Here is a 13745-nt window from a genome sequence, read left to right as displayed (position 1 = left end):
ATGTCGATCCCCGAGTTCCTGACCGACCTGTTCAATCCGGATCTCGCCTTTCTGCCGAAGGCCATGCTGATCGCGGTGATGTCGAGCATCGTCTGCGGCGTGGTCGGCTGTTACGTGGTGCTGCGGGGAATGGCGTTCATCGGTCACGCCGTCGCCCACGCGGTCTTTCCCGGCTTGGCCGTCGCATTCGTCCTGCAGGGCAGCCTTGTGCTGGGCGGTGCCGTCGCCGGTGTCGTGACCGCGTTGCTGATGGTGATCTTCTCCCAGAACCGCCGGATCAAAGAGGACTCCATCATCGGGGTCCTGCACGTTGCCGCGTTCGCCGTGGGGATCGTCATCATCTCCCAGGCGCCGGGTTATGCCGGGTCGCTGCAGCAGTTCCTGTTCGGGTCCATTACTGGCATTCCCGACGAAGACCTGTATCTGGTCGGCATCACCGGAGTGTCGGTACTCGCCATCGTGTTCCTGCTGCACAAGGAGTTCGTCGCGGTCAGTTTGGACCGGGAGATGGCGCGGTCGATGGGGCTGAAGGTGTTCTGGCTGGACATCGCCCTGTATGTGATGGTCACGGTGGCCATCGTGATCGCGGTGCAAACCATCGGCAACATCCTCGTCCTGGCACTTCTCCTCACCCCGGCCGCGACCGCCCGCCTGCTCACCGATCGTCTTGCCGTGATGATGCTATTGGCGCCGGTGATCGGCGGATCGTCGGCGATCGTCGGTCTGTATCTGTCATGGAGCTACGATCTCCCCGTCGGTGGCACCATCGTGCTGGTTTTGACCGCCGTCTTCCTGCTGGCTTGGACGTTCGCGCCGCGCCACGGCGCCGTCGCTCGATCGTCGGCGCGAGTGCGGAAGGTGCTCTCGGTGAATCGCGACGCCGACGATTACCAGGCCGACGCCGAACGCCTCCGCGAAGGTCGGGATCTGAGTGAGCACGACGATGCCGATCAAAGTGGCGGTGGCGGGCAGGATCGAGACCAGCAGCGCGTACGTGGCACGCGCGAGCCGGGCCATGGCGAGCTGGTCACAGAGGTAAGGGATGACCGATGAGGTGATGCCGACACCTACGCCGGCGGCCAGCGCGATCGGGTCGGCGAATACCGGCGCGGCGCTCGGAATGCCAACCGGCATGGCGACCACGGCCGCGACGAGCATGGCGACGGCCAGGCCGTCGATGCCCTTGACCGCGGAATTCCGCGCCACCCGGTGCGCGAGGACGATGTAAAGGGTGAATAGCACAGCATTGGCGAAGGCGAATGCTATGCCGATGGGCTCTGCCACCAGCCGAACATCGGTCAGGAGGTAGACCCCGGCGACAGCGGCGAGGAGCGCGACCGCGTTACGGGGAGTGCGGGCGGCGACGGCCGCCAGCACGATGACGGGGAGGAACTCGATGGCGGCCACCGTCCCCAGTGGCAGCCGGTCGAGGGCGAGGTAGAAGCAGCTGTTCATAACGGCGAGAACCGCTCCCCAGGCCATCAGCAGCATGCGTACGCCATGGGAGAGTCCGGCCCAGATTCGCCAGGGCCGCCTCCACATCGCGAAGATCAGCGCGGCGGCGGCGATCCGCAGCCAGGCGACACCCAGGACGTCTACACGGGCGAACAGGAGCACGGCGAACGCCGGGCCGAGGTAGTGGAATATGGCGCTGACCACGAAATAGGCATGGGGAGGGATTCGCGCCGTCAAGCGCTTGCCAGCTTCTCCCGGCGTGCGCAGGGCGTCGGTTTCCGTCATACTCAATACTTGAATGTGGCGTCCCTAATGTACATCTCATGCAGAGTGTGAGTGGAGTGCCATGGCTTCGAAACGGTCAGCGCGGCCCCCGAACGGCTTTCAGAACGGAAGGTCATTGCTTGACGAGCCGAACCGCCGCATCTTGGATGCGCTTTCGGCGGAACCGCGGATCACCGTCTCGGAACTGGCCCGGCGGATTGGCATGTCGGCCCCGGCCGTTCGTGAGCGTGTCGCGCGACTGGAGGAGGGTGGCGTGATCCGCGGGTATCGTCTGGACGTCGACCCAGCGGCCATTGGCCTGCCGGTATCCGCATGGGTGCGCATCAAGCCTGGTCCAGGTCAGCTGGCCAAGATCGCTGAGGTGGCGGAGAGGTTGCCCGAAGTCAGCGAGTGCCATCGGATCAGCGGAGAGGACTGCTTCTTGCTGAAGATCCATGTGCCGGAGATCGAGGCGCTCGAGCAGATCCTCGACCAGTTTCTCCTCTACGGGCAGACCACCAGCTCTTTCGTCGTGTCAACACCTGTCCGGCCAAGGGCGCCGAGGCCGTCCACGTGGTGATTGATCACCAGGTTGATGGGTGCGGCGTGCTCGCGCGCGTTCTCGTCGAGAGCTAATCGGAATTCCTTCCGTTTCTGGGAATGCGCACGCGTTGCCCTGAGTTGATCTCGGGTGAAAGCGGTGCCGTCACCGAGTCGACGTGAATGGAAAGCAGGCCACGCATGAGCGGTTTCAACGACAAGATCATCGAAGAGTTCCGGGCGAACGGCGGAAAGGTCGGGGGTGACTTCGAGGGGGCGCCCATGCTGCTGCTCACCACGACGGGCGCCAAGACCGGCCTGCTCAGGACGTCTCCGCTGGTGTATACCCGTGACGGCGACCGGTTCGTCGTCATCGCTTCCAACGGCGGCGCTGACTCGCATCCGGCCTGGTACTTCAACATCGTGGCCAATCCGGTCGTCACGGTGGAGGTGGGTACCGAGAAGCTCGAAGCCAAGGCAAATATTGCCGGGCCGGCGGAGCGTGACCGGCTGTTCGCCGCGCAGGCTGAACTGATGCCGGGGTTCAAGGAATACGAGGCCAAAACCGACCGGGTGATCCCGGTTGTGACGCTTGAGCGCGTCAGCTGACGGAACACGGGCGCCGGGGCCGCACGTGCTCCGGCTGGTGGTGACGTGGCCGTTGTGACGCGCCGGTCACGTCACCCTGAGCAACTTGTGCTGCTCGGCATCGGAGCGATCCGGGCGGACATGCCACTTGATCTCGATGATGTTGTGGTCGGGATCGTCGGTGGGGGTGAGGGTGAATTCCTCGGCGTGTCCAGCGGGGAACTCTTTGAACGATGCACTCTTGCCGAGTCGGTGCGCCCTGAACTTCACGCTGTAGGCCGCGCCCGTGCCTCGGTTGCGTAGTTCGTACGTCGTGTCCGTCAGTTGCCGGAGGGTGAAGGCGACCTGTTCCCGGCCGGCGGTCCGGTCACGGCCAGAGCCGGCCGGAGCGGCCTCATTGGCATGTTGCACACCGTGCGAGGAGTCGTGGGCGTGGTTGGCCTGACCTCCCGGCCGCGCTGCCCGGCGGGCCTGCCGGAGCGCGGCAGCAGCGAGCGCGAGGGCAGCTATCGAGATGACCAGTGCAACCAGTTCCACGTCTGAAAACATACCGCTTCTCGTCTCGGATCGAGGACTTTTCGGGCGAGGATTTCGGGTCGTCGGTGCTCAGGGCCGGCTGAGCGCCAAGGGTCCCGATTTGGGGCTTGACGCTTCACTGGGGACGCTTAATATGAAATCAACATGTCGGGTGATGAAACTTGTTGAGGGGATCGGATCATGGCCCTCGGATATCGATCGTTCTTGAGTGTTGATACCGGTCAGTCGCTCATCGAGGCTGTCATCGCCCAGATGAGCAGATGGGTGGCAAGCAAGCAGCTCGATGTGCCAGCGGACACGCCAGGCCGATACGTGCTCGGAGACAACGACGTGATCACTGTGCTGATGGACCGGGATCAGCACGGTTGGACGTATCGGTGGCGGCGGCACCATCCGTTCGCCCAGGGTGCCCGCGAGATGCACCGGACGACGGTGACGGCCGTCGAGCACCCAGACACACCGGGTTGGTTGTGGACCGAGATCGAGCTACCGAACGACAGCGACCTGGATCCCACTGGGCCCACCAGGTTCATGTCGGTGCCGGCCTTTCTCCGCTCGCTCATCGGTGAATTGTCCTGCCACGATGGCCGAACCCCGATCACCGCGGAGCCGCAGTGGCTGGCGCTGAGCCATCTGCCGGATCTCATGGACTATCTGGCTGACGATCTACGACGGGGGCCGGTGTACGTGGCCAGCCAGGAGCATCGCGATACACGTGAGTTCGAGATATGGGTGCGCGACGTCACCAAGGAACTCGTCGGTCTCGGAACGGTGTTCCTCGTCGGAGGCGTGGTCGAGGACGCATTCAACGAGATGGTGGGCCCAATGCACGCCGTACACCCCGGCACCATCCGCACGTATCTGCCGAGCTTGAACCTCGACGATCCCGAAGACCCCAGGCGCCACCGCACTCTGGGCAAGGATCGGATCGGCTACAGCTCGGCGCGCCAGCTCGGGCACGTTCTCGGGCTGTCGCAGCGAGACCAAGCCGCCCGCGCGGCACTGCCGGCCGAGGCACTCGTCGTCAACCAGCTCATGGCCGACAAAGAGCGTGCGGTACGGGACCAAGCGCGTCCGGCCGGTAGGCGCGCGTATCGGCGGTCCACTGCGCCGTCCTTCGCCACCAGTCAGCACAATGACGCCACGATCCTTCGCGCACTGCAGAGTCTCGAGGAAGAGATCAGGGCATTACGCGACCGGCTGAACGGAGCCTCCGCGAACGGCCAGCGGCGTTTGAATCCGCTCTAGGAGCTGCTGCCCACATTGCCCTCGGGCGGCACTCGCTCGTCCTGCGGCGGCGGTCCTGGAGGAGTGCCGTCCCCGAAGGGACGCTCGCCCAGATTCTCTCGGTGGTGAGGCTCCAGCCAGTTCGTCAGCTCCGGCCCCTTGGGAACGATCTGGGTCGGATTGATACCGGTGTGCACGCGATAGTAGTGCTCTTTGATCTGCGGGAAGTCGATGGTGTCGCCGAATCCCGGGGTCTGGAACAGGTCCCGCGCATACGCCCAGAGCGCCGGCATCTCCGTCAGCTTGTTGCGGTTGCACTTGAAATGCCCGTGGTACACCGAATCGAAGCGCACCAGGGTGGTGAACAACCTGATGTCGGCCTCCGTGATCGTGCCGCCTACCAGGTAGCGCTGGTCGGTCAGCCGGGTCTCCAGCCAGTCGAGGCGGGCGAACAGAGCGTCGTAGGCTCGCTCGTAGCTCTCCTGTGATCCGGCAAACCCGCACCGGTACACCCCGTTGTTGACGTCGGTGAAGACGAGTTCGTTGATCTCGTCGATTTCGTCGCGCAGTTTCTCCGGGTACAAGTCCGGGGCGCCGTCGCGGTGGTATCTGGTCCACTCGGTGGTGAAGTCCAGAGTGATCTGTCGGAAGTCGTTGGTCACCACTTGGCCGCTCGGCACGTCGACGACGGCCGGCACGGTGATGCCGCGCGAATAGTCGGGGAACCGGGCGAAGTAGGCGTCCTGCAGCCGGGGTATCCGCAGGACCGGGTCGACGCCGCCGGGGTCGAGATCGAAGGTCCAGCTACGTTCGTCATGTACTGGCCCGCACAAGCCCAGGGACAGCACCGGCTCGAGGCCCAGGAGCCGGCGCACGATGACGGCGCGGTTGGCCCATGGGCAAGCGCGGGCCGCGACCAAGCGGTATCGGTCCGTTTCCACCGGGTAGCCATCGCGGCCATCCGCCGTGACGCGGGTGGTGATGTACCTCATGTCACGGGTGTACTCACCACGCGGGGAAACGTCCTCCGACGTGTTGGTCTGGTCGCCGGACTCATGAGAAGTCATGCAATCTCCCGCTTCTACGTGCATTACCTTGACACTCATGAGCGTGGCGGATTCACCAACCGCTGTCCACCGGACGACGCCACGTCCGTTGGACGGCAGCGAAACAGCGGCCGGTACGGGCGTCCTTCATCGTGGCGTCGACTGGGAACAGTGGTCCAGGCCGGGGCCGACCCGCAAGCAGCAGGCCAACGACGTCTGGATCGGGTTGGCGGTGGTGCTCGGCGCTGTCGTCACCACGCTGCTCGTCAACAGCATGGGTGCGTTCATCTTCGATGGCGCGCCGTCGCTGACCGAGCAGTTGGCCTGGGGGATCGGGCTGACCGTTCCGCTGGTGGTGCGGCGCCGCTTCCCGGCGGCCGTTGTGCTCATCGTCGCAGTTGTCTTCGTCGCGGCGCAGATCCGCGAGAACGGCGACAACCTGATTCCGTCGATAGCGCTCTTCTTCGCCATCTACACGCTCGGTGCGTGGGGCGGCGATCGGATGCGGGCTCGATGGGTGCGGATCGGCGTCATCGTGGCGATGTTCTGCTGGCTCGGGTATTCGCTCGTCGACTCGTTGCAAGCCGAACCCGACCGGGCTTTCCCAGCGGCGGCCGGGCCACTGGATCCGGTCCTGGCTGCCACGCTCTACTCCATCGGTTTCAACCTGTTGTTCTTCCTGTCCGCGTACTTCTTCGGCAGCGCCGGCTGGGAGTCCGCCCGCCGCCGTTACGAACTGGAGCTTCAGGGTGAACAGCTCCGGCAGTCTCAGGAGGAGAACGCGCGGCAGGCGGTGATCGCCGAACGACTGCGGATCGCGCGAGACTTGCATGACGTGGTCGCACATCACGTTTCGGTGATGGGGGTGCAGGCCACGGCGGCCCGGCGAGTACTTGCTTCAGATTATGACCTGGCGAGCAACGCGCTGGGCGCGGTCGAACGGACAGCCCGGACCGCGGTGACGGAGCTGCGAGGCTTGCTGGGCGTGTTGCGCACCGACCCGCACGGCCGAGCCGAATCCGGCGACGACACCGGTTCACACCTCTCGTCACCTGGGCTTGAACAGTTGCCCCATCTGGTGGCGGAGGCGCAAAGCGCCGGGCTGCAGGTCGACTATGCGGTCTATGGGGAGCCCAGGACGGTGCCGGATGCGCTCGCGTTGTCTGCTTACCGGATTGTCCAAGAGGCGCTGACGAACACCGTGAAACACGCTGCCGCCAGCAATGTCGCGCTGCGAGTCCGGTTTCTGGAGTATCTACTGGAAATCGACGTGGCCGATGACGGCCGGGGCCGTCCGCCGAGCCGCGCGGAGGAGAGTGGAGGCGGGCTGGGCCTGCTCGGAATGCGCGAGCGGGTCGCTGTCCACGGTGGCGAGCTCGAAGTAGGGCCGAGAGCGGGCGGTGGGTTCATGGTCCGCGCGAGAATGCCGTTGGCGCCCGACGCCGACAACCACCACAGCGCCGGTGAGCTGCCGCAAACACCGGCGGAGGCACGATGAACGAGGACCCCATGACCGGCGGCGCCACGTCGATACGTGTCCTGATCGCGGATGACCAGGACCTGGTTCGGACTGGGTTCCGGGCAATCCTCGGGGTGGAACCGGGGATAGAGGTTGTGGGCGAAGCGCGCGACGGCTCCGAAGCCGTAGAACTCACGCGGCAGCTGGAGCCGGACGTGGTCCTGATGGACGTCCAGATGCCCGGCGTCGACGGCTTAGAAGCCACCAGGCGCATCCTCCGCACGGTGGACCCGGGCTGCCCGCCCACGGATGGGCCTCAGGACGCGGTGAAGATCGTCATCCTGACCACGTTCGATCGCGAGGACTATCTTTTCGAGGCGCTTCAAGCCGGCGCGAGCGGGTTCTTGCTGAAGAACGCGTCCGCGGACGATCTCGTTGAGTCGGTGCGCATCGTGGCTCGCGGGGATGCTCTGCTCTCGCCGGAGGTGACCAGGAGAGTGATCGCGCGTTTCAGCGCTCCAGCGCCCGCCACGGAGCCGCGCCGGCCACCCGAACTGACCGATCGCGAGTTCGAGGTTCTGGTCTTGCTGGCTCGGGGAGCCACCAATGCCGAGATCGCCGCTGAGTTGTATCTCGGGGAGACGACCGTCAAAACACACGTATCCCGAATCCTGATGAAGCTCGGGCTGCGTGATCGCACCCATGCCGTGGTCTATGCCTACGAGAACGCGGTCGTCGTGCCTTCGGGGCCCTGAGCCTGTTCCTGAACCCGGCGACGAGTCAGGTCCCGGCGGCTGGAGATCCGTCGCGCGGAGGACCTCAGGTGGTCCGAGCGCCGGACGCGCTGCGTGGCGATCGAAATCTAGTGTTCTAGTGTCCCTGAGTTCGGGTCAGGGCGTTGGAACGAGTGTGATCACCAATCGACCGGATTTACCCCGCCCTTGAGGGCAACACACAGGTGGAGGACGTGCCATGTTGCAAGTGCGCTCGGTGAGCCGAAACTTCGGCGAGCTCCGAGCCCTCGACGACGTCTCGTTCGACGTCGCCCCGGGCCGGATGACCGGGTTCGTTGGCGCCAACGGTTCGGGCAAGACAACCACGATGCGCGTGATTCTCGGCATCCTGGCACCCCACGGTGGCACGGTCACCTGGGGTGGCGCTCCCGTCACGCAAGGTGTGCGGCAGCGATTCGGTTACATGCCGGAGGAACGGGGCCTTTACCCGAAGATGAAGGTCGCCGATCAGATCACCTATCTCGGTCGGCTGCACGGGCTCGATCCGTCGGCGGCTCGCCGGAATACCGCTGAACTGCTCGAGCAGCTCAGCTTGGAGACACGCGCGAACGACCCGGTGCAGGAACTGTCCCTGGGAAACCAGCAGCGTGCCCAGATCGCGGCGGCGCTGGTGCATGATCCTGACCTGCTTATTCTCGATGAGCCGTTCTCGGGGTTGGATCCCATCGCGGTGGAGAATGTCGTCGAGGTCCTGCGGGACCGTGCCGCCCGGGGTGTACCCGTGCTGTTCTCGAGTCATCAGCTCGAACTGGTGGAACGGCTCTGCGATGATCTGGTGATCATCGCTGGCGGGACGGTCGCCGCGAGCGGGCGGCGGGAGAGCCTTCGGGACCGGTTCGGCACCCGGCGGTTCCAGTTGGTCGTCGACGACGATGCCGGATGGGTCCGGGACATGGCGGGTATCAAGATGGTCGAGCTCGACGGGCCTCGAGTTGTCTTCGAGCTGACTGAGGAGTCGCCGTCGGCGGCTGGCCTCGAGTCCGGCCGCCGTGACCAGTCAGTCCTGGAGCATGCGATGCGGCGTGGGCCGGTGCGTAGCTTCGGGCCGGTGACGCCGTCGCTGGCGGAGATCTTCCAGGAGGTCGTGTGATGGACTCGCAGACGAACAACCAGGCGGGCTCGACGTTCCTCAGCTCCACTCGTCTGGTGGCCGAACGGGAGATCAGAACTCAGATCCAATCGAAGGGTTTCTGGCTCACCTTTGCCGTCTTGGTAGTCGGTATCTTCGCGATGTCGCTTCTTCCCAGGCTTTTCGACGGCGGCTCCACCAGCGTCGCGGCTGTCGGAGCCGAAGCCGCCCAAATCGCCGCCGCCGGCGACCTGGACGTTCAGGAGGCGGCGGATCAACAGGCCGCGGAGGACCTGGTGAGATCCGGTGACGTCGACGCCGCGATCATTCCGGACCCAGCGGGCGACTCCCCCGTCGGATTGCGGATCATCGCGCTGAGTGACGCGCCCGACGACGTCATTCTGACCCTCAGCGTGTCGCCGCCGGTGGATCTGCTGGAGCCGGCCGACGTCAGCGAAGGCGTGCGGTTCCTGGTGACCTTCCTCTTCGCGCTGATCTTCTTCATGTTCGCGATGAGCTTCGGTATGGCGATCGCGCAGAGCGTCGTCACCGAGAAACAGACCCGCATCGTCGAGATCCTGGTCGCTACCATCCCGGTGCGGACGCTGCTGGCCGGCAAGATCGTCGGGTATTCGCTGCTGGTCTTCGGCCAGGTGGCGGTTCTGGCGGTTCTCACACCCGTGGCGCTTCGCGCCGGTGAACAAGACGACCTGCTCGACGTCATAGGCGGTGCGCTCGGCTGGTTCGTGCCGTTCTTCATCCTGGGGTTCGTGCTCTTGGCCGGGATGTGGGCGGTGGCCGGCGCGGTGATCAGCCGGCAGGAAGACCTGGGATCCAGCACGTCGTTGGTGATGACGCTGGTCATGGTGCCCTACATGGGAGTGATCTTCTTCCGTGGCAACGACCTGGTGATGACGATCCTGTCGTACCTGCCGTTTTCCGCTCCGGTGGCGATGCCGGCCCGGCTGTTCGCCGGTGACGCGGACTCGTGGGAGCCATTCGTGGCCCTTGGGCTCCTGGCAGTCGCGGTGGTGGCGTGTGTGCTGGTGGCGAGCCGCCTCTACTCGGGCTCCTTGCTCCAGACCGGCGGCAAGGTCGGGCTGAGCAAAGCCTGGGCACGCACCGAGTGAGTGCGTTCGGCATTGGAATCTCTCCTCGCCCAGCAGACTCGGTCGGCAGGAGGCTTCGCCATCGGCCTCCCCCGCCAACTGACGGTCGCGCTTGCCGGCTCCCTCGTGCCTCGTCCGCCGCCTCGCCGCTCGACATGCCCAGACACAACCACGGAGAGATTCCAATGCCGGACGCACTACGAGGTAGCGCGAGGTGAGCGCATGTGATGCTGCGCACTTCGGCTGGTACTGATCGCCCATGCACGAGTAGTGTCGGAAGCCGCGAAGGGGAGTAGCCCCCAATGTCGCGGTCGACATACTGACGCTGACGTGAGCGTCCGGCCGCACAGCCTCGTTGACGAGGCGGGCGAGACCTTCGGCCAAGGCAGTAATGCCGGGTCGGAGTCTCGTTGAACCTCCGGCCCGGTCTGGACCGAAGGGAATCCGCATGGCCGAGGCTTGGGCCGCCTTTCTCGTGAGTTTCGGCGTGATCTTCGTCGCCGAACTAGGAGACAAGTCCCAGCTCATGGCGATGACGTTCGCCACGCGTTACAAGGTATGGCACGTCCTGGTCGGCATCACGGTGGCCACCACCATCGTTCACCTCGGCTCCGTCGCCATCGGCGCCGGACTGGGTGAAGCGTTGCCCACCGGCTGGATCAACGTCGTCGCCGCTGTGGCGTTCTTTGGCTTCGCCGCGTGGACGCTGCGTGGGGACTCGCTCAGTGAGGAGGAAGAGCAGAAGGCCAAGCGCGCGACCGGCTCGGCGATCATCGCGGTTGGTGCGGCGTTCTTCCTGGCCGAACTCGGTGACAAGACCATGCTGGCCACGGTCACGCTGGCGACACAGTATGACTGGTTCGGCGTATGGATCGGCTCCACGATCGGCATGGTGGCCGCGGATGCGCTGGCGATCGTCGTCGGTAGGATGCTCAGCCAGCGGTTGCCCGACCGGGTGGTCAAGATCGGTGCCGCCACGTTGTTCGCGCTCTTCGGCGTCGTGCTGATGATGGAAGGCGTCCTCGAGCTGACCTGACGCGGATCAGATCCAGCTGTCGAACCACATGAGCCGCCGCCATTGCTCATAGGGGATGACCTCTCCGACGTAAATCGGGTAGAAACGCGCGGCGAGAAGGACCACAGCCAGCACGTACAGGCCTGCCACGGCGAGCCCGATCGTTCTGCGGGTCGCCGGGTCGCTCCGGGCCCCGATGATCCGGCCCAGCGTGTAGGCCACAGCCAGGGCCATGAACGGCATCATGGCGGCTGCGTAGAAGGCGAAGGTGGTGCGGTCCGGATACAGCAGCCAGGGCACCCAGGTCGCCACCATGCCGGCCAGGATGGCGCCGGGCCGCCAGTCGCGTCGCAGGAACCAGTACACGGCACAGGCGATCAACGCGGCGATGGACCCCCACCACAGCGCTGGATTGCCGAGAGCCAGCACCGACTGGCTGCAGTGGTCCACGAGACAGCCTTGTTCGTACTGGTCGAGGCTCTGGTACTCGAACAGAACGGGACGCCTGAGGAACAGCCATGTCCAAGCGCCCGACTCGTAGGTGTGTTCGCTGGTCAGGTTGGTGTGGAAGTCCCAAATCCGGGCGTGATAATGCCAAAGGCCGCGCAGCCATTCGGGCATCCATTCGCCTAGGCCCGACGGCGCGTTGCCGGCAGCCCAGTTCCGTGCCCAGCCGTTGTCCGAGGTGATCCAGCCCCACCAGGAACCGATATACACGACCACGGCCGAGCCCACGATGGTGACGAAGGCCACCGGCCCGTCGCGCAGCGCACTGTTGAGGGTGGGGCTCTGAAGCCCGGCGGCCCGGCGCGCGCCGATCTCCCACAGAACCGTCATCAAGCCGAACACGGCGACGACGTAAATACCACTCCACTTGGTGCCACAGGCCAGGCCGAGCATGATGCCGGCCGCCAGCCGCCAAGGGCGCCAGGCAAGCAGTGGCCCGTCGCCGAGCCATTTACCGGCTGCGGTGCGCTCACTCGCCCACCCGGTCAACGCGGCGCGACTTTGATCCCGGTCGACGAGAAGACAGGCGAACGCGGCGACGACGAACATCGCGAGCAGGCCGTCGAGCAGCGCGGTGCGGCTCACGGCGATCGACAAGCCGTCGACCGCCACGAACAGTCCGGCGGTGCAGCCCAGCACGGTGGAACGGAAGAGCCTGCGGCCGGCCCGGGCCACCAGAACGACCGTGATGACGCCAGCCAGCGCCGTCGCGATCCGCCATCCGGTGGGCTCCATGCCGAACGTTCGGATGCCGAGGCCGATGAGGAACTTGCCCACCGGCGGATGGACGACGAAGGACGGCTCGTCTTCGAAGAGTCCCGAGTCCGCGTCGAGAGCGTCCACCTCGCCGCTCATGATCATTTCGTCGGCGTCTTCCACGAACTTCCGGGCGTAGCCGAACAAGAGCTGCGAGAGCGCGTCCTTGGCGTAGTACGTCTCGTCGAACATGATCCGGTTGGGCCGCCCGAGCTCGACGAGCCTGAGCACGGCGGCCACGGCGCCGACGAACAACGGACCAGCCCAACCCCAGAACCGGTTGTCCTGCATCAGCCGGTCCGCCGGCGACGGACGCCGGCGCCCGGGCGCGTCTGCTGCCGGCGCGTCGTTCGGCGCGTCGACGGTGGTCGGGGTCACCGGGTCATCCTACGAGTGTGACGATGGTGGTGTGACAGGTGAACATGGCGGTACATCCGGACCAGGTGTTCTGGTGCTCGCGGCCACCCCGATCGGTCAGGTCGCGGATGCCTCCGCCAGGCTGGCGCGGGAACTGGCTGATGCCGACGTCGTCGCCGCCGAAGACACCCGGCGGCTGCGCAGGCTCGCGGCGTCACTCGACGTCGAGCTGTCCGGACGGCTGGTGTCGTACTTCGAAGCGAATGAAGACACCCGCACGCCCGAACTCGTGGCCGAACTGCTCGCCGGGGCTCGGGTAGTGCTAGTGACCGACGCGGGCATGCCGTCGGTCTCCGATCCTGGCTACCGGCTGGTCGAGGCCGCCGTCGCGGCGGGGGTGCGGGTGACATCGGTGCCAGGACCGTCAGCGGTGGTGACGGCGTTGGCGGTCAGCGGGCTCCCGGTGTCGCGATTCTCCTTCGAGGGCTTCCCGCCGCGCCGCGCGGGTGAGCGGCGCAGATACTTCGCTGCCTTGGCGAATGAACAGCGGAGCATGGTGTTCTTCGAATCGCGGCACCGGCTCGCGGCCACGTTGCGAGCGATGGCTGAGGCACTCGGTGCGGACCGGCTCGCAGCAGTGTGCCGGGAACTCACGAAGACACATGAGGAGGTCCGGCGCGGGCCACTCGGCGAGCTGGTGACGTGGGCTGAGGAGACCGGCCCGCTCGGAGAAATCACGATCGTCGTCAGTGGTGTGGATTCGGCCGCGGACGATCGAGGCCGTATGACGGTGGACGATGCGGTGTCCATCGTGGCCGAGCGGGTGGCCGGTGGTGCGAGCCGCCGCGACGCTATTGCCGACGTCGCACATGAGCTGGGCCTGTCCAGGCGTGAGCTTTACGCCGCGGTGGTCAACCAGCAATGACGGCCCAGCATTGTGCCGGTTCAGGAACAGGCCCAGAGCACGAGAGGCGACGTCATGAAAGATCCGGCGAATGGGGCCTCTCCATGGCGTGGCGGGC

At 65.6% G+C, this 13745-nt stretch carries 13 protein-coding genes and 1 pseudogene; 10 read left to right on the top strand and 4 right to left on the bottom strand.

The features are described from left to right. Positions 1 to 753: pseudogene (locus tag F7O44_RS25750) on the top strand (anchored repeat-type ABC transporter permease subunit); the annotation flags it as partial. Here F7O44_RS25750 and F7O44_RS29790 read toward each other — a convergent pair. Further along, positions 733 to 1740, bottom strand: a complete 1008-nt coding sequence (locus tag F7O44_RS29790) for an EamA family transporter (RefSeq protein WP_222851702.1) — start codon at positions 1738 to 1740, stop codon at positions 733 to 735. The pseudogene F7O44_RS25750 and the gene F7O44_RS29790 overlap by 21 nt on opposite strands. A 61-nt stretch (positions 1741 to 1801) precedes the next feature. Between F7O44_RS29790 and F7O44_RS25745 the strand changes: the two genes are divergently transcribed. Together F7O44_RS25745 and F7O44_RS25740 are read left to right on the top strand one after the other, a co-directional pair. Further along, positions 1802 to 2299, top strand: a complete 498-nt coding sequence (locus F7O44_RS25745) for an Lrp/AsnC family transcriptional regulator (RefSeq protein ID WP_162453189.1) — start codon at positions 1802 to 1804, stop codon at positions 2297 to 2299. Between the two features lie 161 nt (positions 2300 to 2460). Further along, the gene (locus F7O44_RS25740; RefSeq protein ID WP_162453188.1) at positions 2461 to 2868 is read left to right on the top strand and encodes a nitroreductase family deazaflavin-dependent oxidoreductase; all 408 of its coding nucleotides are present in this window, start codon (positions 2461 to 2463) and stop codon (positions 2866 to 2868) included. Between the two features lie 66 nt (positions 2869 to 2934). Here the strand turns inward: F7O44_RS25740 and F7O44_RS25735 are convergent, their stop codons facing one another. Beyond that, positions 2935 to 3384 carry a hypothetical protein gene (locus F7O44_RS25735; RefSeq protein WP_162453187.1) on the bottom strand — a complete coding sequence of 150 codons (450 nt, stop codon included), beginning with the start codon at positions 3382 to 3384 and terminating at the stop codon, positions 2935 to 2937. A 204-nt stretch (positions 3385 to 3588) separates the two neighbouring features. Between F7O44_RS25735 and F7O44_RS25730 the strand changes: the two genes are divergently transcribed. Then, positions 3589 to 4632, top strand: a complete 1044-nt coding sequence (locus F7O44_RS25730; protein WP_162453186.1) for a hypothetical protein — start codon at positions 3589 to 3591, stop codon at positions 4630 to 4632. Here the strand turns inward: F7O44_RS25730 and F7O44_RS25725 are convergent. After that, entirely contained in the window at positions 4629 to 5678 is a 1050-nt protein-coding gene (locus tag F7O44_RS25725; protein WP_162453185.1) for a glutathione S-transferase family protein, read from the bottom strand. The genes F7O44_RS25730 and F7O44_RS25725 overlap by 4 nt on opposite strands. A 37-nt stretch (positions 5679 to 5715) precedes the next feature. On the opposite strand from F7O44_RS25725, the gene F7O44_RS25720 reads away from it, so the two are divergent. The 5 genes from F7O44_RS25720 to F7O44_RS25700 all read left to right on the top strand — a co-directional run bounded on the left by F7O44_RS25720 (position 5716) and on the right by F7O44_RS25700 (position 11124). After that, complete coding sequence (locus tag F7O44_RS25720) at positions 5716 to 7155, top strand: sensor histidine kinase (RefSeq protein ID WP_162453184.1); 1440 nt, start codon at positions 5716 to 5718, stop codon at positions 7153 to 7155. Next, positions 7152 to 7871 (top strand): response regulator, encoded by a 720-nt coding sequence (locus F7O44_RS25715; RefSeq protein WP_162453183.1) that lies wholly within the window; start codon positions 7152 to 7154, stop codon positions 7869 to 7871. The genes F7O44_RS25720 and F7O44_RS25715 overlap by 4 nt, the downstream gene beginning before the upstream one ends. Positions 7872 to 8088: 217 nt before the next feature. Next, positions 8089 to 9000, top strand: a complete 912-nt coding sequence (locus tag F7O44_RS25710; RefSeq protein WP_162453182.1) for an ABC transporter ATP-binding protein — start codon at positions 8089 to 8091, stop codon at positions 8998 to 9000. Next, positions 9000 to 10109, top strand: coding sequence for an ABC transporter permease (locus F7O44_RS25705; protein ID WP_162453181.1), 1110 nt, complete (start codon positions 9000 to 9002; stop codon positions 10107 to 10109). Before F7O44_RS25710 ends, F7O44_RS25705 begins: the two co-directional genes overlap by 1 nt. A gap of 427 nt (positions 10110 to 10536) precedes the next feature. Beyond that, complete coding sequence (locus F7O44_RS25700; protein ID WP_162453180.1) at positions 10537 to 11124, top strand: TMEM165/GDT1 family protein; 588 nt, start codon at positions 10537 to 10539, stop codon at positions 11122 to 11124. Positions 11125 to 11130: 6 nt separating this feature from the next. Here the strand turns inward: F7O44_RS25700 and F7O44_RS25695 are convergent, their stop codons facing one another. Further along, the gene (locus tag F7O44_RS25695) at positions 11131 to 12744 is read right to left on the bottom strand and encodes a dolichyl-phosphate-mannose--protein mannosyltransferase (protein WP_222851700.1); all 1614 of its coding nucleotides are present in this window, start codon (positions 12742 to 12744) and stop codon (positions 11131 to 11133) included. A gap of 31 nt (positions 12745 to 12775) precedes the next feature. On the opposite strand from F7O44_RS25695, the gene rsmI reads away from it, so the two are divergent. Beyond that, on the top strand, positions 12776 to 13648 hold the full coding sequence (rsmI, locus tag F7O44_RS25690) for a 16S rRNA (cytidine(1402)-2'-O)-methyltransferase (RefSeq protein ID WP_222851699.1): 873 nt from the start codon (positions 12776 to 12778) through the stop codon (positions 13646 to 13648). Positions 13649 to 13745: the final 97 nt, after the last annotated feature.

Source organism: Phytoactinopolyspora mesophila, assembly GCF_010122465.1.
GTDB classification, from domain to species: Bacteria; Actinomycetota; Actinomycetes; order Jiangellales; family Jiangellaceae; genus Phytoactinopolyspora; species Phytoactinopolyspora mesophila.
Note: the sequence above shows the minus strand (reverse complement) of the source record. Positions and strands in the feature narration are given on the sequence as shown.

Excerpts from the sequence above, each read along its gene's own strand:
- F7O44_RS29790 (WP_222851702.1), bottom strand. The coding sequence starts at position 1,740 with ATGACGGAAACCGACGCCCTGCGCACGCCGGGAGAAGCTGGCAAGCGC.
- F7O44_RS25745 (WP_162453189.1), top strand. The coding sequence starts at position 1,802 with ATGGCTTCGAAACGGTCAGCGCGGCCCCCGAACGGCTTTCAGAACGGA.
- F7O44_RS25740 (WP_162453188.1), top strand. The coding sequence starts at position 2,461 with ATGAGCGGTTTCAACGACAAGATCATCGAAGAGTTCCGGGCGAACGGC.
- F7O44_RS25725 (WP_162453185.1), bottom strand. The coding sequence starts at position 5,678 with ATGACTTCTCATGAGTCCGGCGACCAGACCAACACGTCGGAGGACGTT.
- F7O44_RS25720 (WP_162453184.1), top strand. The coding sequence starts at position 5,716 with ATGAGCGTGGCGGATTCACCAACCGCTGTCCACCGGACGACGCCACGT.
- F7O44_RS25715 (WP_162453183.1), top strand. The coding sequence starts at position 7,152 with ATGAACGAGGACCCCATGACCGGCGGCGCCACGTCGATACGTGTCCTG.
- F7O44_RS25710 (WP_162453182.1), top strand. The coding sequence starts at position 8,089 with ATGTTGCAAGTGCGCTCGGTGAGCCGAAACTTCGGCGAGCTCCGAGCC.
- F7O44_RS25705 (WP_162453181.1), top strand. The coding sequence starts at position 9,000 with ATGGACTCGCAGACGAACAACCAGGCGGGCTCGACGTTCCTCAGCTCC.
- F7O44_RS25700 (WP_162453180.1), top strand. The coding sequence starts at position 10,537 with ATGGCCGAGGCTTGGGCCGCCTTTCTCGTGAGTTTCGGCGTGATCTTC.